The sequence below is a fragment of the Glacieibacterium arshaanense genome, from assembly GCF_004681125.1.
Lineage (GTDB): Bacteria > Pseudomonadota > Alphaproteobacteria > Sphingomonadales > Sphingomonadaceae > Polymorphobacter_A > Polymorphobacter_A arshaanense.
In genome coordinates this window covers 549482-568424 of sequence record NZ_SIHO01000001.1, presented here as the reverse complement: position 1 = coordinate 568424, position 18943 = coordinate 549482, and the positions used below count along the sequence as shown (strand labels likewise).

The following is an 18943-nucleotide window of genomic DNA, read 5'->3' as shown; positions in this document are numbered from 1 at the left end:
TAGCTGAAGGTTAAGGGCGCACGATGGACAAGGCCGAAGCCGCCGCCGTTGTTACCGCGCAGGGCTGGCTGTCACGGCGGCCGGCGGCGTTCCGTGACGCGGTCATAGCGCGCTGCCGGTTACGGCAGTTCGCAACCGGCGAAGCGCTGTACAACCCCGGCGATCCCCCCAGCGGCATGTTCGGGTTGGTCAGCGGCCGGTTGCTGACGCGGGTGCCGCCGGCCGATGTGCTCGTCAATTCGGAGCAGCCTGGATACTGGATCGGCGAAGCGACTGCATTCCAACGCGCACCGCGCTGGGTAACGCTGGTCGCCGGCACGCCGGTCGAGGTGCTGCACCTGTCGCAGAACGATTTCGACGAAATGGCGCAGGATGCTGAAAATTGCCGGCATTTCGCCATCAACGGCGGTGAGTCACTTAGCCTGGCGGTTTCGGTCGTGGCCAACCTCATCCAGCCGGTGCCCGAAATCCGCATCGCGCAACGTCTGCTGTCGTTCAGCGGCTATTTCGATGCGACGCGGCGCCACGAACTGGGGTTTTCACAAAGCGATCTAGCCGAAATGTGCGGGCTGTCGCGGCAGACGACCAACAAGGTGCTGCACGGTCTGGTCGAGCGCGGCATAATCGCGATCGGTTACCGCAATCTCGAAATCATCGACCGCACCGCACTACAGCAGCTCGCCAACAACGACGAGCGCATCTGGCGGTAGTCCTCAGCGGTTGACCATGCCGCCCGCCATGCGCGTGAAGGCGGTGATGATGGCGCTGCGCAACGGCGCATCAATGGCGCAGGAATCGAGCGCGCGCGACATGGCGAACAGCCATTGATCGGCGACCGTGCTGTCGATGGCGACTTTGCGATGCATCGACATCACACACGGACCGCCGGGGCGGGCGTCGAACCAGTCGCGCGGGCCGCCGAGCCAGGCGATCAGAAAGCCCGTCAGCGAGTCACGCATCGGGTCCAAATCGGCGGCATGCAGCGCACGTAGCGCCGCGTAGTCGGGGTCGCCCTCCATCAAATCATAGAAGCGGTCGACCAGCTTGCGCACCGCCACTGCACCGCCGAACAGCTCGAACGGCGTCGGCGCTGCGGGGGCTTTGGTGGCGACTTCGACAGTCATGCAGCCGCGCGCAGCGGCGCTGCCGCTTCGCAATCAGGGCACGGCCCGATGTGCGGATAGGGGTGTGCAGCCTCGTGCCAGTGCAGCACCGCCGCCTCGAACGTCGCAACGCCGTCGCCGTAGCCGAGCGCGCGCAGCAGGTCGTTGGTTAGCAGGTCGAATGCCCGATGCGCAGCATGGCCGCTCAGCGTGGCGGTAATGGTGCGGGCAGCGGCGGTGAATTCGTCGGGGCTCATGGTCAGCTTTCTGGACTTTGGCGATTGGCGCGGCATTGACATGGATCAACCCGCAGCAACTTGACGCGGCGCGGTTCGCAGACGATGAAATCGATTGCAAGCCCCAATCGCCGGAACCCCGCATGCCTGAGTCCCGCAATATCCGCCGCGTCGCCGTCATCGGTGGCGGCACCGCGGGCTGGATGGCGGCGGCGGCACTGGCCAACGCGCTGCAGCACGGCGTTGCCATTGAGCTAATCGAATCGGACGATATCGGCACCGTCGGCGTCGGCGAGGCGACGATCCCGCCGATCAAGCTGTTCAACGCGCAGCTCGGCATCGACGAGAACGACTTTCTCAAATGCACCTATGGCAGCTTCAAGCTCGGCATCGAATTCGTCGACTGGGGCTGGACCGGCAACCGTTATTTCCACCCGTTCGGCACATTCGGCGCCGATTTCGATGCCGTGACGCTGCACCACTACTGGCTGCGCGAACGCCAGCGCGGCGACACCACGCCGCTGTCGGACTATTCGATGGCCTGGGCTGCCGCGCGCGCCAACCGCTTCGACAAGCCGACCAGCGACCGCCGGCTGGTGCAGTCGACGATGGACTATGCCTATCACTTCGATGCGTCGCGCTATGCGCTGTATCTGCGCGGCTATGGTGAAAAGCGTGGCGTGACGCGCCATGAAGGCAAGGTCGCCACGGTCGAACAGGACGCGCGCGGGTTCGTCAGCGCGGTGCAACTCGAAGACGGGCGCCGCATCGAGGCCGATCTGTTCATCGACTGCTCGGGCTTCCGCGGGCTGCTCATCCAGGGCGCACTCGACAGCGGCTATGACGACTGGACGCACTGGCTGCCCTGCGACCGCGCCGTCGCCGTGCCGTGCGCGAGCAGCGACGATTTCACCCCCTACACGCGCTCGACGGCACGTGACGCCGGCTGGCAATGGCGCATCCCGCTGCAGCATCGCACCGGCAACGGCTATGTTTATGCCAGCAGCTTCCTCGATGATGACGTCGCGCAGGCAACGCTGCTTGCCAACCTTGATGGCGAAGCACTTGCGGAACCGCGCCGGCTGGCATTCACCACCGGCCGCCGCAAGCAATTCTGGAATCGCAATGTCGTTGCCCTTGGCCTGGCGAGCGGCTTCCTCGAACCGCTCGAATCGACCAGCATCCACCTCATCCAGTCGGGCATCAACCGGCTGCTGGCGCTATGGCCCGACCGCGATTTCGATCCGCTGGTCGCGGCCGAATACAACAAGCTGACCGCGCGCGAATTCGAACGCGTCCGCGACTTCATCATCCTGCACTACAAGGCGACGACGCGCGCCGACACGCCGCTGTGGCGCCACGTTGCGGCGATGGACATCCCCGACGAACTGGCAAACAAGATCGCGCACTTCGCCGCGCACGCGCGTGTCGTCGCCGACCCCGGCGAGTTATTCGTCAACGTCAGCTGGCTCGCAGTGTTCCTCGGGCAAGGTATCATCCCAGCGCGCTATGACCCACTGGCGGACGCGCGCAATGTCGATGCGCCGCGGCTGCTGTCGGGCCTCAAGCGCGTCATCGGCGAAGCCGCCGACGCCATGCCGACGCACCGCGACTATATCGCACGTCACTGTTCTTCACCCCGTTGAGGCCGCGATGACCGAATCCCCCGCCCCCAGATTGTTACGCCACGAAAACGGCGCGGTCGCGCGGCTGGTGCTCAACCGGCCGGCGGCGGGCAACAGCCTATCATTCGAACTTGCCGCAGACCTGCGTGCCGCGCTCGCCGACCTCGCCGAACGCCGCGATATCAAGGTCATCATAATTTCCGGCGCCGGCGGCCGCATTTTCTGCGCCGGCCACGACCTCAACGAATTCACCGGCGACCCCGATCCGGCATTCCTCGAACAGGATTTCGACGGGCTCGGCGCGTTGATGCAGGCGGTGATGAACGCCCCGCAGATCGTCATCGCCGAAGTCACCGGCGTCGCCACCGCCGCGGGCTGCGAGCTGGTCGCCGCGTGCGACCTTGCGCTCGCCGCCAGCACCGCGCGCTTCGCCACGCCGGGCGTCAACATCGGCTTCTGGTGCCACACGCCGCAGATCCAGCTGTCCCGCAACATCGGCCGCAAGGCGGCGATGCTGATGCTCGCCACCGGCGAACTGTTCCCCGCCAGCCACGCCCGCGACATCGGACTGATCAACGCCGTCCATGACCCCGACGACCTGCCCGCCGCCGTCGACGCGCTCGCTGCACGCATCGCCAGCAAATCCGCCGCAACGCTGGCGCGCGGCAAACGCAGCTTCAATGCGCAAGCCGCGATGTCCGTGCCCGACGCCTATTGCTTCGCCAAGGCCGAGGCGATTGCCAACGTCGCACACGCCGACGCCAAGGAGGGGATTGCGGCGTTTCTCGAGAAGCGGCCGCCGCAGTGGGAAGACGGGTAGAGCCTCCGGAGGGCAGGACCTTGGCCCTGCACCCATATGTTGGCGTCGGTGCACCAAAGGCCACGGTCGCGTTTCATGGACTGCAAAATTCGGGTGCAGGGGTCACCCCTGCCCGCCGGAGGCCCTACACGCCTTCCTTCACCCGCACCATCGCGCCCGCCGCCAACACCAGAACCCCCGCCGCAATCGCCATCGCATAGACCGGCTGGTCGGGGAACAGGCTGCCGACGACTTCGCCCATGACGCTCGACACGATAAGCTGCGGTAGCACGATGAAGATGTTGAACAGCCCCATGTAGATGCCGAGCTTGGCCGGCGGCAGCGTGGTGGCAAGGATGGCGTAGGGCATGGTCAGGATCGAGGCCCAGGCGATACCGATCAGCACCATCGAGCCGATCAGCGCCTGCGCGTCGCGGATGAACAGGAACGACGCGAAGCCGGCGGCGCCCGCCAGCAGCCCGATGACATGCGTGTTGCGGCGGCCGATGGCCTTGGCGACGCGCGGCAGGACGAAGGCGTAGAGCGCGGCGACGCCGCTGTAGACGGCAAAAAGCACGCCGACCCAGTCGGCACCGTCGTTGTAGGCCTGTGACGCCGTATCGGTGGCGCCGAACACGCGCGCGGTGACGATCGGCGTGGTGTAGATCCACATGATGAACAGCGCCGACCAGGTGAAGAACTGGACGAGGCACAGCTTGCGCATCGTCGCCGGCATCGCAGCGAGATCGGCGACGATGTGGCACAGGACGTTGTCGCCGTGGCCGGTCGCGACCAAGCGCGCGCTGGCCAGCTGCGCCAGCCCGAACGCTGCCAGCATCGCGCCCAGAATATAGACCGGCTTGTCGAGCCCAAGTCCCAGCACGGCACCAATCACCGCCAGTCCGGCGACAATCCAAAGCGGCGCCTGGCGCACCATCGCCGGGGTGGCGACCGCGCCGCGTTGCGGTTCATGGCTCTCGCCATCGAAAGCGCGGAGCTGTTCGGGGGAATACTCCTTGACCGACAGCACCGTCCACAGCACCGCGCCGAGCAGCGCCGCCGCACCAAGGTAAAACGCCAGCCGCACCGACGGCGGAATCTCGCCCGCGGCAGCGACATTGCCGACCCCGAACACCTCGGTGAGCAGCGTCGGCGCGAGGCTGGCGACGACCGCACCGGCACCGATGAACGCTGTCTGGAAGGCATAGCCGGCGGTGCTCTGGTCATCATCGACCATGTCGCCGACAAACGCCCTGAACGGCTCCATCGAGATATTGAGCGAGGCGTCGAGCACCCACAGCAGTACCGCCGCGACCCACAGCACCGGCGCGTTTGGCATGCCGACCAGCGCCAGCGTCGCCAGCACCGCGCCAAGCAGGAAGTACGGCCGCCGCCGCCCGAAGCGCCCCCAGGTGCGGTCCGAAAAGTGCCCGATCAGCGGCTGCACCAGCAGCCCGGTCAGCGGCCCGGCAATCCACAGGATCGGCAGGTCATCGATGCTGGTGCCGAGCGACTGGAAGATGCGACTGACATTGGCATTCTGGAGCGCGAAACCGATCTGGATGCCGAAAAAGCCGAAGCTGATATTCCATAGCCCCATATGGCTCTGGCGTGGCTTGGTCATGAGACTCCCCTACTGCCGGCTTCGGCCGGTCCTTGCGTTTATGCAGCCGCGCCGCAGCTTTTTCGAACGACAAGCCGCGCCGGCAGTAGCCGGTCGCCAACGTCGCGATTTTCGATACGGTCGAGCAGCGCGCCGACCAGCGCCGCGCCGCCGCGCGCCACGTCCTGCGCCACGGTGGTCAGCGGCGGATTGGCCATCGCGGCGGCGGGCAGATCATCGAAACCGGCAACCGCAACGTCGTGCGGGGTGCGCAGCCCCGCCGCGTGCAGCGCGCGCAAGGCGCCGATGGCGATAAGGTCCGACGCCGCGAATACCGCATCGAACGCCACGCCGCGCGCCAGCAGCGCAGTGGTCGCGTCGAAGCCGGCGGCTTCGGTGGCGATGGCATCGACCTGCAGCGCCGGGTCGGCCACCAGCCCGGCAGCGGCATGCGCGGCGCCGTATCCGGTGAAGCGGTCCTCGAATTCGGGATAATGGTCGGTGGCCGCGCCGATGAACGCAATGCGACGGCGGCCGAGCGCCAGCAGGTGCGCGGTCACGTCGCGGCCGCCGGCGACATTGTCGCAGCCAATGGTGATGCCGGGCTGACCGTCGCGCACCGAGCCCCAGCGCACGAAATGCGTACCCTGCGCATCGAGCGCTTCGAGCCGGGCGCGCGACAGGTGATAGTCGCCGTAGCCGAGCAGCAATATGCCGTCAGCCTTGCGGCTATCCTCGAAATCGACGTGCCAGTTCGACGACAGCTGCTGAAACGAAATCAGCAGGTCATAGCCGTGCGCCGCGCACGCCCGGGTGATCGCGCCGACCATCGACAGGAAGAACGGATTGATGTTCGACTCGTCGGGTGTCGGGTCTTCGAAGAACAGCAGCGCCAGCGTCCGCGACCGGCTGGTCCGCAGGCTCGAGGCGTTCTTGTCGACGGTATAATTGAGCTGGCGGGCAATCGCTTCGATGCGCCGCCGCGTCGCCTCGTTGACCAGCGGACTGCCGCGCAAGGCGCGCGACACCGTCGGCTGCGACACGCCGGCCGCCTGCGCGATATCGAACGAGGTCGTCTTATCCACGTCGCAAGCCGCACGCCGCGCGGGCGTGTTCGGTGATTGCGGCGAGGTCGGGCACGCCCGCCGGCACCAGCCAGCTGCCGCCGACGCAGCGCACCGCCGGATGCGCCAGCCACGCCGGTGCGGTGGCGAGCGTGATGCCGCCGGTCGGGCAGAAACGCACCGCGCCGAACGGGCCCGCCAGCGCTTTCAGTGCCGGCAGTCCTCCCGAGGTTTCGGCGGGGAAGAACTTGAAGCGGTCGAGCCCCATGTCGAGCCCCCGCATGATGTCGCCGGCGCTCGCGGTGCCGGGCAGGAACGGGACACCGTTGGCAATCGCCGCGCGCCCCAGCGGCTCGGTCAGGCCGGGGCTGACAATGAACTGCGCGCCTGCCGATAGCGCGGCATCAAGGTCGCGGGGATTAAGCACGGTCCCGGCCCCCACGATGGCCCCTTCGACCTTCGCCATTTCGCGCATCACATCAAGTGCGACCGGCGTGCGCAGCGTCACTTCGAGCATCCGCAAGCCGCCCGCGACCAGCGCCGCGGCAATCGGTGCCGCGTGGGCAACATCGTCGATGACCAGCACCGGAATCACCGGCGCGACCTGCATCAGGGTATCGATGTCGTTCATCCGGACACTCCGTTGGCAAACGCCGCCGCCGCGCCGAACAGGCCGGGTTGTGGGTGGGTAATCAACCGCACCGGCAGCGCCGCCATGCGCGCTTCGTAGCGGCCCTTGGCGGCAAAGCGTTCGGCGAACCCCGATGTCGCCAGCCGGTCGGCCAGCCGCAGCCCGATGCCGCCGGCCAGCACCACGGCATTGGCGCCGTGCGCCAGCGCCAGGTCGCCCGCCACCGCGCCGAGGATCCGGCAAAAGCGGTCGAGCGTGCTGTTGAGCAAGGCTTCGTCGCCCGCCAGCGCCGCTTGCCAGAGTTCCCGGTCCTCACGTTGCAGCACCGCGCGACCCTCGATCGCGGCGAGCGCGGCGTAGATTGCCGCCAGCCCCGGCCCTGACACCAGCCGCTCGATCGAGACGCGGCGGTACTGGCGCCGCAGCGCCGCGAGGATGCCGTCCTCGATACTGTCGAGCGGTGCGAAATCAATGTGACCGCCTTCGGTTTCGATGACATGCGCATGACCGGCCCGCCGCAGCAACTGCGCGACCCCCAGCCCCGTCCCCGGCCCGACGATTGTCGTCACGCCGTCCGCCGGCACATCGGTCGGACCGCAGATGTGGACGAACGCATCATCGCCAAGCTGCGCCACTGCATGGCCAATGGCACCGAAATCATTGACCAAAGCGAAGCTTTCCAGCCCCAGCCGCTCGGCTATCAGCGCCGGGCGGATGATCCACGGGCTGTTGGTCATCTTGAGCACGTCGCTGTCGATGGGCGCCGCCACCGCGATGCCGGCATGGCGCGGCAAAGGCCGCCCAAGCCGCGCTGCAAATGCTTCCCACGCGGTCGGCAGCCCGGCGAAATCCGCGGTCGCCAGCGTCACCGGCTCACCCAGTGCGACGACGTGGCCATATTCGACACTGGCAATCGCGAAGCGCGCGTGCGTACCGCCGATATCGCAGGCGACGATTTCCATCACAGGCCAGCCGCCGCGAGCATCGCCGAGCCGCCGCGCTCGGCGCCGTCGCTGCCGAAGCGCATGAACGCAAACAGTTCGCGACCGGTGCCGACGCCGGGCAGCGGCGGCATCGCGTCGGGGCGCGCATCGAGCACGTCATCGGGGAGCAGCACTGACAGTTCGCCGGTGACGCCGCACAGCCGCACGATATCGCCGTCGCGCAGCGCCGCCAGCGGTCCGCCGCCGAGCGCTTCGGGGGAGACATGGATCGCGGCGGGCACCTTGCCGCTGGCGCCCGACATGCGGCCATCGGTGACCAGCGCCACCTTGTAGCCGCGGTCCTGCAGCACGCCGAGGTTGGGCGTCAGCTTGTGCAGTTCGGGCATGCCATTGGCGCGGGGCCCCTGGAAGCGCACGACCACCACGACATCACGGTCGAGTTCGCCCGCCTTGAATGCGGTGATGACTTCATCCTGGTCGTTGAAGATGCGCGCCGGGGCCTCGATGGTCAGCCGCTCGGGCGCCACCGCACTGGTCTTGAAGATGGCGCGGCCGAGATTGCCGCTTACCAATCGCATGCCGCCATCGGGGCCGAACGGGTCGCTGGCGGGCCGCAGCATGGTCGTGTCTAGGCTGGCCAGCGGCGTGTCGCCCCAGACCAGCTTGTCGTCGGCCAGCATCGGCGCACGCGCATAGTCGCCAAGGTCGCGTCCGGCCACGGTCAGCACGTCGCGGTGCAGCAGCCCGGCTTCGAGCAGTGTCGCGATGGTGAACGCCATGCCGCCCGCAGCCTGGAAGGTGTTCACGTCGCCCGACCCGTTGGGATAGACGCGCGCGATCAGCGGTACCGCCGCCGACAGATTGTCGATGTCTTCCCAGTCGATGAAAATTCCCGCGGCTCGCGCAATGGCCGGGATATGGATGGCATGGTTAGTCGAGCCGCCGGTCGCCAGCAGGCCAACCACCGCATTGATGATGGCCTTTTCATCGATGACCTTGCCCAGCGGGCGATAATCGTCGCCGTCCCAGCCGATTTCGGTCAGCCGCTGTGTCGCGGCGCGAGTCAGCCGGTCGCGCAACTTGGTGCCCGGATTGACGAACGCGGCGCCGGGCATGTGCAGCCCCATCACCTCCATCATCATCTGGTTCGAGTTGGCGGTGCCATAGAATGTGCAGGTGCCGGCACCGTGATAGCTTGCCGCTTCGGCCTCCAACAACTCCTCGCGGCTCGCCTTGCCCTCGGCATAAAGCTGGCGGACACGCTGCTTTTCCTTGTTTGCCAGTCCAGATGGCATCGGCCCCGCAGGCACCAGAATCGCCGGCAGATGCCCGAAGCGTAGCGCGCCGATCAGCAGCCCCGGCACGATCTTGTCGCAGATGCCAAGCAGCGCGGCGCCTTCGAACATGCCGTGGGAGAGCGCCACTGCCGTCGACAGCGCGATGGTGTCGCGGCTGAACAGCGATAGCTCCATGCCGCGTTGCCCCTGGGTGACGCCGTCGCACATCGCCGGCACGCCGCCCGCGACCTGCGCGGTGGCACCGACCTCGCGCGCGAACAGCTTCATCTGTTCCGGGTAGCGACCATAGGGCTGGTGCGCCGACAGCATGTCATTGAACGCGGTGACGATACCGATGTTCATTGCCTTGCCGCCGCGAATGGCGGCCTTGTCGTCACCGCTCGCGGCGAAACCGTGCGCGAGGTTGCCGCAGCTCAGATTGGGCCGATCGACGCCGCTGTCGCGTTCGCGCGCGATCATCTCCAGATACTGCGCGCGCCCCGCTACCGAGCGCTTGATGACCCGGTCGGTGACAGCGGCAACGCGCGCGTCGAGTCTAGTCATGCCAGCTTACTCCATCGCGTTCGGCGAGGCCGATGGCGGCCGACGGCCCCCAACTGCCCGCCGCATAGGGCTTGGGCGCGATGCCATTGGCAGCAAGCGCGGCGCGGATGCCGTCAATCCAACGCCACTGCGCCTCGACCTCGTCACGTCGAACGAACAAGGTCGAACGGCCCTCGATCAAGTCGAGCAACAACCGTTCATAGGCGATGCGCCGCCGCGTATCGGCAAAGGCGTTGTCCATCCCGATATCGAGCGGCACCTCGCGCAGCCGAATACCGTCGCGGTCAAGCCCCGGCGTCTTGGTCATCAGCATCAGCCGGATATTCTCATTCGGCTGCAGCTCGATGACCAGCTTGTTGGCGCTGACGGTGGCGCCCTTGGTATCGAAAATTAGGTGCGGCACCGGCTTGAACTGGATCACGATCTGCGACGCGCGCGACGGCAGCCGTTTGCCGGTGCGCAGGTAGAACGGCACGCCCTTCCAGCGCCAATTGTCGATATTGGCCTTGAGCGCCACAAACGTCTCGGTGTTGGAAGCATGCCCCAGCTCCTCGGCATAGCCCGGCACCGACTTGCCATCAGCAACGCCGGGGCCGTACTGGCCGGTGACGCAGTGCGCCGCGACATTACCGGTATCGATGCGGCGCAGCGCATTCAGAACCTTGACCTTTTCGTCGCGCACCGACGTCGGCCCGAAATGCCCCGGCGGCTCCATCGCGACCAGTGCCAACAACTGCAGCATGTGGTTCTGCACCATGTCGCGCAGTGCGCCGGCGCCGTCGTAGAAATCGACGCGGCCCTCCAACCCGACGGTTTCGGCGATGGTGATCTGGACATGGTCGATATGGCCGGCGTTCCACAGCGGCTCGAACAGCGAATTGGCAAAGCGAAGCGCCAGCAAATTTTGCACCGTCTCCTTGCCGAGGTAATGGTCGATGCGGAAGGTGCGGTCTTCGGGGAAGGCGCTGGCCACCGCGTCGTTGATGACGCGGCTCGAGGCGAGGTCGCTGCCCAGCGGCTTTTCGAGCGCCAGCCGGACATTGTCGCACGCCAGCCCGGCCGCCTGCAGCCCGGCAATCGTCGCGCCGAAAAGGCTCGGCGCCGTCGACAGGAAGATCGCCACCGGGCAACCATCGGGGCCGGCGGCGGCGCGCAGCGCGCCATAACCCGCCATGTCGGTGGCATCGAGCGGCACATAGTCAAGCCGCGCGAGGAACTTCGCCACTGCCGCGTCATTTCCGAGCCCGCCCGAGACATGCGCCGCAATGGCATCGGCAACTAGCGCCGCCAGCCCGTCGCGGTCGAGCGCGCTGCGTGCCGTGCCGACAATGCGCAAATCGGCCGCGAGCAGCCCATCGACATCGAGCGCGTACAGCGACGGCCACAACATGCGCCGCGCCAGATCGCCGGTGGCGCCAAACAGCAACAGCGCCGACATCGAACCCACCCCTGAACCCTCTTGCTTATCTGCGGTCGATAGCTTCGTAGCACTTGGCCAAGCTGCCGACAATCAATTTTGCAATCGATTGCAGAAAACGCTTAACAAGGCATTGAAACTGCGCCATGAAGCGGGCGAGTCAGTTTCTGGGGTAATCTTTGCATGACCGCGCCGTCCATCGGCAATCTCGCCGATCTCGCCCGCATCGCCGGGGTTTCAACCTCGACCGTGTCACGCGCGCTCGCCGACAGCCCGCTGATCAGTGAAAAGACCCGCACGCGCATTGCCGAACTGGCGCGCGAGCATGGTTTCCAGCTTAACCAGGTCGCCCGCAACCTGCGGCTTGGCCGCACGCAGGCGATCGCCGTTGTGCTGCCGCTCGGCGACGAAAGCGCGCAGCATGTCTCCGACCCGTTCATCATGACGCTGCTCGGCTTTCTGGCAGATGCGCTGACCGAGCGTGGCTATGACCTGCTGCTGACGCGCATCGTGCCCGCCGATGACAAATGGCTCGACCGGCTGACGATTTCGGGCCGCGTCGACGGCGTCATTGTCATCGGCCAGTCCGACCAGCGCGCCGTGCTCGACCGCACTGCGGCGCGCTACCTGCCGCTCGTGGTCTGGGGCGAGGCCGGCATCGGCCAAAAGCATTGCGCCATCGGCACCGACAACCGCGAGGGTGGCCGGCTGGCGACCGCGCACCTGCTCGGTCTTGGCCGCCGCCGTATCGCCTTTCTCGGCAATCCTGCAGCCCCTGAAATCGGTGCACGCCATGCCGGCTATCTCGCGGCACTCGCGGGTGCCGGCGTCACGGCAGAGCCCAGCCTGCTGCTGCCGCTGCAACTCGGCTCCGAAGCTGCGTTCGGCCTGACCCGCGACTTTCTGGCCGCGCACCCCGACATCGACGGCATCGTCGCCGCCTCCGACGTCGCCGCGATGGGTGCCATCCGCGCACTCAGCGAAGCCGGCCGCGCCGTTCCCGAAGCCGTCGCCGTCATCGGCTATGACGACGTCCCCTTCGCCGCGCACACCACACCGCCACTGACCACCATCCGCCAGGACCTCGGCAAAGGCGCCGAACTGTTGGTAGCTGCGCTGTTCGAACGGATGGCGGGGACGGCAACGCCTTCGGTCGCGTTTGCGCCAGAGCTGGTCCTGCGCGCCTCGGCTTAAAGGCAGGGGCTTGCCCCTGCACCCATAAATTGGGTCCACGCACCAAACGCCACGGCGCGATTGTGGCACTGCAGATTAATGGGTGCTGGGCCTGTGACCCTGCCCGCCGGAGGCTCTACCGCTCTCCAAACAAGAACAACAACGGCACATCCAGCCGTTTGCGCCAGCTCACTTCGTTATGCGTCGCGCCTGGCCACGTCCGGCTGACGAAGCTGTCGCCGCTCCAGCCGAGTGCCGGCATTTCGGCTTCGATGCGCGCGCTGTAGGGCCGGTAGTATTGGTCGAGGCCCTGGTCGCCGTGATCGATGTAGAGGCGGTTGCGACCGGGCGCCCATTTGGCGGTGGCGAAGTAGCGGGTGAACGCTGCGGCGACGGCATCGGCGTCGCCCGCGGCATTGGCAGCGTCCGACGGCGCGACCAGCGGCCAGTGCACCGACAGCGCTGCGGCCTGGCCGAAGACGCGCGGATATTCCGCCATCGCATAGATTGAAATCAGCCCGCCCATCGATGAGCCCATGACTGCGGTATCGGCCGGCCCCGACAGCGTGCGGTAGTGTCTGTCGATATAGGGCTTGAGTTCGCGGACGAGGAATTTGAGGTAGGCGTCGCCTTGCAGGCCACCTTTGGTCGCGGCGTCAAGCTTGGCCTGCAACGCCGGCGGCAGATATTGCACTAGTTTCTGCGGGAAATATTCTTCGTAGCGCTTGTCGGTATTCCACACGCCGATGACGATCATGGGCGGCAGCTTATGTTCGGCGAGAAGCTTGGTGACCGCTTCGTCGACACCCCATTCGTTGCCGCCATAGGCGTTGGCGCCGTCGAAGATATTCTGCCCGTCGTGCATGTAGAGCACGCGCGCCGGCTTGCCTTGCGCGCTATAGCCCGGTGGCAGCCAGATGCTGACATGACGCGGTTTGACGAACTTCGACGCGAATTCGGGAATTTCGATGGTCGTTCCCGATGCGGGTGGTGCTGCCAGCGCGGGCGCTGCGAGCAACAACATCAGCGCCAAAAGCATCCGCATCATTTGCGTGGGCCCGCGACGAAGCGGATCGCCTGCCCGCCACCGGGCGCAAGTGCCAGCGTCAGACTGTCGGCGCTGGTCACCTTGCGTGTTTCATAAGCGACCGCGTGCGGGTTGGTCTTCCAGTCGGCACCGTCGCCATCGCGGTAGATTTCTGCGGTGTAGCTGCGGCCGGGGTCGAGGAAGTCGAGCTTGATGGTGCTGGTGCGCGCTTGTTCGTCACCGACGGCGCCGAGGTACCAATTGTCACCGGCGCGGTCCTTGCGGGCGATGGTGACATAGTCGCCGACTTCGCCGTTCAGCACGCGCGTGTCCGACCAGTCAGTCGGGACGTCCTTGATGAACTGGAATGAGCGCGGATATTTCACATAATTCTCAGGCAGATCGGCGGCCATCTGAATAGGCGAATAGAGCACGACATACAGCGCCAGCTGCTTGGCCTCGGTCGACTGGATTTGCTGGCCGTGCTTGCCGGTCAGCGACAGCACGCCGGGCGTGAAGTCCATCGGCCCGCCGAGCATGCGCGTAAACACCAGCACCGATTCATGTTCGGGCGGGTTAGGTGGCGCGCCCCAGGCGTTGTATTCCATACCGCGCGCGCCTTCGCGGCTTACCCAGTTCGGATAGGTGCGGCGCAGCCCTGTATCCTTGATCGGCTCGTGCGCGTCGATGCTGATGTGGCGCTTGGCGGCTTCGGTGACGACCTTGAGGTGGTGCACCGATGACACCTGCCCCTCGTGCCATTCGAACATGGTCTTGCCGTCGGCACCGCGCGCCTGCATGCCGCCGGCGTCAGAGACATAGCCGGTCTTGATGGCGTCGATACCGAGCTTGGCGTAAAGGTCGAACGCCGCGTCCATCTGGTCCTCGTAATGCGCGATGTTTGCCGAGGTTTCGTGATGGCCGATCAGGTGTACGCCCTTTAATTTGGCATAGGCGGCGATCTTCGGCAGGTCGAAATCGGGATAGGCCTGCGTGAAACTGAAGTCCTTGCCGTCGGCGAACCAGTCGCCGTCCCAGCCGAGGTTCCAGCCTTCGATGAGCACGCCCTTGAAGCCGTTGGCGGCGGCAAAGTCGATGGTCTTGAAGGCGTTGGCGGTCGTCGCGCCATGCTTGACGCCCGATGCCCAGCTCTGGCTGTCGAGGTGCATGCCCCACCAGATGCCGACATATTTGCGTGGGTGGACCCAGCTGACGTCGCCGAGCTTGTTGGGCTCGTTCAAGTTGAGGATGAGGTTCGACATCGCCAGCCCGGCAGCGTCGGGCGAAATCTGCAACGTCCGCCACGGCGTCGTGAACGGCGCGGCGCGCACGACCTTGGGCCCGCGCGCCGACGGCGTCAGCACCGCCTTCAATGCTGTGCCTTGAACGCGCGCGATGTTCATGCCGGCATAATCGACCAGCGCCGCTTCGTGGAACGCGATGTGCGTGCCGTCGGCGAGCTTGACCGTCAATGGCGTCTGCGCCGTCGCAATCTCGCGGATCGGCGTCGTGTTGTAGATATACTCCTCGCGGTTCCATTCGAACGCCGGCACCCACCACGCGGTGCCGTCCTGCGCGAGGTTGAACTGCGTCAGTTCCTCAGCGATGCTCAACGTGTGGAGGTTGGGCTGGTCGGCGAATTCGTAGCGGAAGCCGACGCCGTCATCGAAGACGCGAAACACCATATCGAAGCCGCGCGCCAGCGGCTTGGTTTCCTTGATGTGGACGCGCAGTTCATTGAAATGATTGCGCACCTGCGTCCGCTCGCCCCACGGCTGCGTCCAGGTCTCGTCGAAACTGCGGGCTTCGCTGCCGGTGACCGACAGGTTGCGATGCAGCTTGGGTGCATCGGTAAACAGGAAGCCGAGCCATGACGGGGTGATCAGCGCTGCAGTGCCGCGCGCGACGCTGTAGCGGACGTGGCCCTCGCCATCGACATCGATACTGACGCGGATCTTGCCGTCGGGCGATGCGACCGCTGCGGCTTCGGCGGCGTGCACCATCGGTGCCAGCGCGAGCAGCACCAGTGCCGCCAGACGCGCGAGCCAGCTCATGCACGTGCCTCGACGATCAGTCCCGATAGACCAGGCAGCGTCCAGCAATCCGCGCCGCCCACCGCGGCGATGACCTGCCACGCGCCTTTGGGCGAATAGCCGAGGGGCGGACTGCCCATGTTGAACAGACAGAGTAGCCGTTGGTCGCCTTCAACGCGTTCGAAGACGAGAAGCTTGTCGGTTGCCTCGATGACTTTGATGCTGCCGTGATGCAGCGCCGGATAACCGCGGCGCAGCGCCAGCAGGCGCCTGGTGACTTCGAGCAGCGACGTCGCATCACTGGCCTGCACGTCTACCGCGCGCGCTGCATGGTCAGCGCCGAGCGGCAACCACGGCGTCGCGGTCGAGAAGCCGGCGTTGACCGCTTGGCTAACCCACGGCATCGGCGTGCGCGCACCATCGCGGCCCAGCGTCAGCGGCCAGTTGGCAATCGCTTCGGGGTCGCGCAGATGCTCGAAGGCGATTTCGGCCTGTGTCAGCCCGAGTTCCTCGCCCTGATAAACGAAGATGTTGCCGCGCAACGCGACCAGTAGCAGCATCGCCATTTGCGCGAACGCGTCGTGGTCGGCGGGTGCGGCCCAGCGCGATACAGCGCGTGGTGCGTCATGGTTGGTGAACGCCCAGCTCGGCCAGCCGATGCCCGGCGCGTCGGGCCAGGCTTCGACCGCCTCGCGCACCAGTTTCGGCGTCAGCGCGTCGGCGTAGAGGAAGTTGAAGCCATAGGCGCTGTTCAACCGGCGGTCGTGCGCAGTGAACAGCTTCATCTCGCGCTCGTTGTCGTCGCCGCCGACTTCGGCGACGGTGAAGCGGCCACCGTAGCTGTCGGTCAGCGTGCGCAGCCTTTCGAGGAACAGCGGGATGTCGGCGTGCGACTGGTTGTAGATGTGCTGCTGGAAATCGAATGGGCGCGTCCGCAGGTGGTTACCCGGTGCCGGCGGATTGTCGCGTAACTGCGGGTCATGCATCGCGAAGTTGATCGCATCGACGCGGAAACCGTCGACGCCGCGGTCGAGCCAGAACTTCGCGGTGGCCAGCAGCGCGTCCTGCACCGCCGGATTATGGACGTTGAGATTGGGCTGGGTGCTCAGGAAATTGTGCAGGTAATACTGCTGGCGGCGCGCGTCCCAGGTCCATGCCGGGCCGCCGAACACCGATTGCCAGTTCGACGGCGGCGATCCGTCGGGCTTGGCATCGGCCCAGACATACCAGTCGGCCTTGACACTGTCCCGGCTGGCGCGGCTTTCGCGGAACCAGTCGTGTTCGTCCGAGGTGTGGGCATAGACTTGATCGATGATGACCTTGAGGCCCAGCGCGTGCGCGCGGGCGATCAGCGCGTCGAAATCGGCGAGGTTGCCGAAAATCGGATCGACGTCGCAGTAATCCGACACGTCATAGCCGAAGTCACGCATCGGCGATTTGAAGAACGGCGACAGCCAGACCATGTCGACACCCAGACCGGCGATATAGTCGAGGTGCGCGGTGATGCCGGCGAGGTCGCCGACGCCGTCGCCGTTCGAATCGGCGAAGCTGCGCGGATATACCTGATAGATCGTCGCGCCGCGCCACCATGGCGAAACGGTTTCGGCGACAAGGCGGGAAGCAACTTCGTTCATCATTTGGTTCCGGCGCAAATGGCATAGCCGAGTGGCGGCAGCGTGACACGGACGCTGCCGGGCGCGCTGGCCTTGGCTGCGCACGGCCCGCGTAAGGCGGTGAAGCCGAGGCTGGTCACTTCGACCTCGACCTGCGCGTCGAGCGGCTTGGTAGCGGTATTGAAGGCGATCAGCACTTCCTGCCCTGTCACCGGGTCGAATCGCGACACCGCGAAAAGGCCGGGCGCCTCGCCCCAGGCGCGGACGATTTGCGTGCCGCGCCGCAGCGCCGGAGTCGCCTGCCGCAGTGCCGCCAGCGCGGCGATTTCGCGGTAGAGCGGCGACGCGGTGTTGAAGCTCGACTGCGCGGTGGTGGCGGTGGTGCCGACCAGCTTGTTGTCGTTGTAGCTCGCGACTTGGCTCGCAAACATGTCCTCGCGTGCGTCCTGGTCGCCGCCGTCGCCGGTGAAGCCCTGCTCGTCGCCTGAATAGATGACCGGCGCGCCGCGCAAGGTCAGCAGCATGGCGTGGCCGAGCTTGTCGCGTGCCAGCAATTCGTCGTCGCTGATGTTCGGCAATTGCTTGCGGATGGTCATCGCAAAGCGGCCGTCGTCATGGTTGCCGAGGAAGGTCGGCAACTGCATCGCCGTCGCAGTGCCGCCTTCGTAGAGCGCGTCATCGGCGAACAGCCGCCACAACAGGCTGGTTGGTGAAGTGCCGCCGGCGGTGCCGGCAACTGCGGCGCGGAAGGCGAAATCGAGCACCGTCGGCAGCTTGTCGACACGCGTGTGGCGCGCCAGCCGCGCCGGGTCCATGTCGGAAGTGAAAACCTCGCCGAAGATGGCGAAATTGTCGATGCCGTTGGCCTTGGCGCGCGCTGCCATGGCGGGGGCGAACGCCGCCCAGAATTCGGGGTTCACATGCTGCGCGGTATCGATGCGGTAACCGTCGATCTTGAAGCGGTCGATCCAATTGCCGAAAATCTCGATGAACCCCGCCACGACGCGCGGATGCTCGGTGTAGAGGTCGTCGAGCCCGCTGAAGTCACCCATCGTCGAGCTTTCGCCGGTGAAGGTCGAATCGCCGCGGTTGTGGTAGTAAATCGGGTCATTGAGCCAGCCCGGCACCTTGAGGTTTTCCTCGCCTGCCGGAACGTACGGCGTATAGGCGAAGTCGGGCGACTTCAGCTTGGCAAAGTTCGCCGCGGTCTGGTGAACATCGCGGTCGCCGACAAACCCTGGATTGATCGGAGCGCCGTGCACGCCGCCGCGTGTCTGATACGGATAATCGGCGCGCGACCGATAGGCGCAGTCGTTCTTGGGACATTCGCGGTATTTGATGACGTCGGCGGTGTGGTTGGCGATGATGTCGAGATATACCTTCATTCCGCGTGCGTGCGCCGCCGCAACGAACGCCGCCATATCGGCCTCGCTGCCGAAATGCGGGTCGACCTGGGTGAAATCGGTGACCCAATAGCCGTGATAGCCGGCGGATTCCTTGCCTGGCGCGCCCTGTACCGCCTTGTTCTTGAACACCGGCGCCAGCCAGATCGCGGTTATCCCCATGCCTTGCAAATAATCGAGCCGCGCGGTCAGACCCTTGAGGTCGCCGCCGTGGTAGAAGCCCTTGTGTGCTGGGTCATAGCCCGTCACCAGCCGGTCGCCGTTAAGCCCGCCGCGATCATTGGCACGGTCGCCGTTTTCGAAGCGGTCGGGCAACACGAAATAGATCGTCTCGTCCTGCGGCAGCCGGGCGCGATAGTCGGCTGCGAGCGCGCTACTGGCCGAAAGCAGCGTCGCCGCTGCGAGCAATCCCTGGCGCCAAAGCCGCATCG

16 protein-coding genes are annotated in these 18943 nt (G+C 66.0%); 4 read left to right on the top strand and 12 right to left on the bottom strand.

Annotation, left to right across the window (positions count from 1 at the left end; genetic code table 11):
* Positions 1-23 precede the first annotated feature (23 nt).
* Positions 24-710 (top strand): Crp/Fnr family transcriptional regulator, encoded by a 687-nt coding sequence (locus EUV02_RS02595; protein WP_135244654.1) that lies wholly within the window; start codon positions 24-26, stop codon positions 708-710.
* Between the two features lie 3 nt (positions 711-713).
* Here EUV02_RS02595 and EUV02_RS02590 read toward each other — a convergent pair whose 3' ends face one another.
* Both EUV02_RS02590 and EUV02_RS02585 read right to left on the bottom strand, forming a co-directional pair.
* On the bottom strand, positions 714-1124 hold the full coding sequence (locus tag EUV02_RS02590; protein WP_135244653.1) for a group II truncated hemoglobin: 411 nt from the start codon (positions 1122-1124) through the stop codon (positions 714-716).
* Positions 1121-1360: a hypothetical protein gene (locus EUV02_RS02585; RefSeq protein WP_135244652.1), complete on the bottom strand. Its 240-nt coding sequence runs from the start codon at positions 1358-1360 to the stop codon at positions 1121-1123. The genes EUV02_RS02590 and EUV02_RS02585 overlap by 4 nt, the downstream gene beginning before the upstream one ends.
* A 122-nt stretch (positions 1361-1482) precedes the next feature.
* On the opposite strand from EUV02_RS02585, the gene EUV02_RS02580 reads away from it, so the two are divergent.
* Both EUV02_RS02580 and EUV02_RS02575 read left to right on the top strand, forming a co-directional pair.
* Positions 1483-2985 (top strand): tryptophan halogenase family protein, encoded by a 1503-nt coding sequence (locus EUV02_RS02580; protein ID WP_135244651.1) that lies wholly within the window; start codon positions 1483-1485, stop codon positions 2983-2985.
* A gap of 7 nt (positions 2986-2992) precedes the next feature.
* Entirely contained in the window at positions 2993-3784 is a 792-nt protein-coding gene (locus EUV02_RS02575) for an enoyl-CoA hydratase-related protein (protein WP_135244650.1), read from the top strand.
* Between the two features lie 124 nt (positions 3785-3908).
* Here the strand turns inward: EUV02_RS02575 and EUV02_RS02570 are convergent, their stop codons facing one another.
* The 6 genes from EUV02_RS02570 to zwf are packed head-to-tail and all read right to left on the bottom strand — an operon-like array spanning position 3909 to position 11284.
* The gene (locus EUV02_RS02570) at positions 3909-5387 is read right to left on the bottom strand and encodes an MFS transporter (RefSeq protein WP_135244649.1); all 1479 of its coding nucleotides are present in this window, start codon (positions 5385-5387) and stop codon (positions 3909-3911) included.
* 38 nt (positions 5388-5425) lie between these two features.
* Entirely contained in the window at positions 5426-6451 is a 1026-nt protein-coding gene (locus EUV02_RS02565) for a LacI family DNA-binding transcriptional regulator (protein WP_135244648.1), read from the bottom strand.
* Complete coding sequence (eda, locus tag EUV02_RS02560) at positions 6444-7061, bottom strand: bifunctional 4-hydroxy-2-oxoglutarate aldolase/2-dehydro-3-deoxy-phosphogluconate aldolase (RefSeq protein WP_135244647.1); 618 nt, start codon at positions 7059-7061, stop codon at positions 6444-6446. Before eda ends, EUV02_RS02565 begins: the two co-directional genes overlap by 8 nt.
* Positions 7058-8023, bottom strand: a complete 966-nt coding sequence (gene glk / locus EUV02_RS02555; RefSeq protein WP_135244646.1) for a glucokinase — start codon at positions 8021-8023, stop codon at positions 7058-7060. The genes eda and glk overlap by 4 nt, the downstream gene beginning before the upstream one ends.
* Positions 8023-9846: a phosphogluconate dehydratase gene (edd, locus tag EUV02_RS02550; RefSeq protein ID WP_135244645.1), complete on the bottom strand. Its 1824-nt coding sequence runs from the start codon at positions 9844-9846 to the stop codon at positions 8023-8025. The genes glk and edd overlap by 1 nt, the downstream gene beginning before the upstream one ends.
* The gene (gene zwf, locus EUV02_RS02545) at positions 9839-11284 is read right to left on the bottom strand and encodes a glucose-6-phosphate dehydrogenase (protein WP_135244644.1); all 1446 of its coding nucleotides are present in this window, start codon (positions 11282-11284) and stop codon (positions 9839-9841) included. The genes edd and zwf overlap by 8 nt, the downstream gene beginning before the upstream one ends.
* Positions 11285-11446: 162 nt before the next feature.
* Between zwf and EUV02_RS02540 the strand changes: the two genes are divergently transcribed.
* Positions 11447-12457, top strand: a complete 1011-nt coding sequence (locus EUV02_RS02540) for a LacI family DNA-binding transcriptional regulator (protein ID WP_135244643.1) — start codon at positions 11447-11449, stop codon at positions 12455-12457.
* A gap of 115 nt (positions 12458-12572) precedes the next feature.
* Here EUV02_RS02540 and EUV02_RS02535 read toward each other — a convergent pair whose 3' ends face one another.
* The 4 genes from EUV02_RS02535 to EUV02_RS02520 are packed head-to-tail and all read right to left on the bottom strand — an operon-like array spanning position 12573 to position 18941.
* A complete protein-coding gene (locus tag EUV02_RS02535) occupies positions 12573-13484 on the bottom strand; it encodes an alpha/beta hydrolase (RefSeq protein WP_135244642.1) in 912 nt (303 codons plus the stop codon).
* A complete protein-coding gene (locus EUV02_RS02530; protein WP_135244641.1) occupies positions 13481-15517 on the bottom strand; it encodes a glycoside hydrolase family 97 protein in 2037 nt (678 codons plus the stop codon). Before EUV02_RS02530 ends, EUV02_RS02535 begins: the two co-directional genes overlap by 4 nt.
* Positions 15514-17130 carry an alpha-amylase family glycosyl hydrolase gene (locus EUV02_RS02525; protein WP_135244640.1) on the bottom strand — a complete coding sequence of 539 codons (1617 nt, stop codon included), beginning with the start codon at positions 17128-17130 and terminating at the stop codon, positions 15514-15516. Before EUV02_RS02525 ends, EUV02_RS02530 begins: the two co-directional genes overlap by 4 nt.
* Positions 17130-18941 (bottom strand): alpha-amylase family glycosyl hydrolase, encoded by a 1812-nt coding sequence (locus tag EUV02_RS02520; RefSeq protein WP_135245344.1) that lies wholly within the window; start codon positions 18939-18941, stop codon positions 17130-17132. Before EUV02_RS02520 ends, EUV02_RS02525 begins: the two co-directional genes overlap by 1 nt.
* Between the last annotated feature and the right edge of the window lie 2 nt (positions 18942-18943).

What these genes read in the sequence shown, in the direction of transcription:
- EUV02_RS02520 (WP_135245344.1), bottom strand. Translation starts at nt 18,941, where the DNA reads ATGCGGCTTTGGCGCCAGGGATTGCTCGCAGCGGCGACGCTGCTTTCG.
- glk (WP_135244646.1), bottom strand. Translation starts at nt 8,023, where the DNA reads ATGGAAATCGTCGCCTGCGATATCGGCGGTACGCACGCGCGCTTCGCG.
- EUV02_RS02585 (WP_135244652.1), bottom strand. Translation starts at nt 1,360, where the DNA reads ATGAGCCCCGACGAATTCACCGCCGCTGCCCGCACCATTACCGCCACG.
- EUV02_RS02525 (WP_135244640.1), bottom strand. Translation starts at nt 17,130, where the DNA reads ATGAACGAAGTTGCTTCCCGCCTTGTCGCCGAAACCGTTTCGCCATGG.
- EUV02_RS02575 (WP_135244650.1), top strand. Translation starts at nt 2,993, where the DNA reads ATGACCGAATCCCCCGCCCCCAGATTGTTACGCCACGAAAACGGCGCG.
- EUV02_RS02595 (WP_135244654.1), top strand. Translation starts at nt 24, where the DNA reads ATGGACAAGGCCGAAGCCGCCGCCGTTGTTACCGCGCAGGGCTGGCTG.
- EUV02_RS02540 (WP_135244643.1), top strand. Translation starts at nt 11,447, where the DNA reads ATGACCGCGCCGTCCATCGGCAATCTCGCCGATCTCGCCCGCATCGCC.
- EUV02_RS02590 (WP_135244653.1), bottom strand. Translation starts at nt 1,124, where the DNA reads ATGACTGTCGAAGTCGCCACCAAAGCCCCCGCAGCGCCGACGCCGTTC.
- EUV02_RS02570 (WP_135244649.1), bottom strand. Translation starts at nt 5,387, where the DNA reads ATGACCAAGCCACGCCAGAGCCATATGGGGCTATGGAATATCAGCTTC.
- EUV02_RS02580 (WP_135244651.1), top strand. Translation starts at nt 1,483, where the DNA reads ATGCCTGAGTCCCGCAATATCCGCCGCGTCGCCGTCATCGGTGGCGGC.
- EUV02_RS02530 (WP_135244641.1), bottom strand. Translation starts at nt 15,517, where the DNA reads ATGAGCTGGCTCGCGCGTCTGGCGGCACTGGTGCTGCTCGCGCTGGCA.
- EUV02_RS02535 (WP_135244642.1), bottom strand. Translation starts at nt 13,484, where the DNA reads ATGATGCGGATGCTTTTGGCGCTGATGTTGTTGCTCGCAGCGCCCGCG.
- eda (WP_135244647.1), bottom strand. Translation starts at nt 7,061, where the DNA reads ATGAACGACATCGATACCCTGATGCAGGTCGCGCCGGTGATTCCGGTG.
- zwf (WP_135244644.1), bottom strand. Translation starts at nt 11,284, where the DNA reads ATGTCGGCGCTGTTGCTGTTTGGCGCCACCGGCGATCTGGCGCGGCGC.
- edd (WP_135244645.1), bottom strand. Translation starts at nt 9,846, where the DNA reads ATGACTAGACTCGACGCGCGCGTTGCCGCTGTCACCGACCGGGTCATC.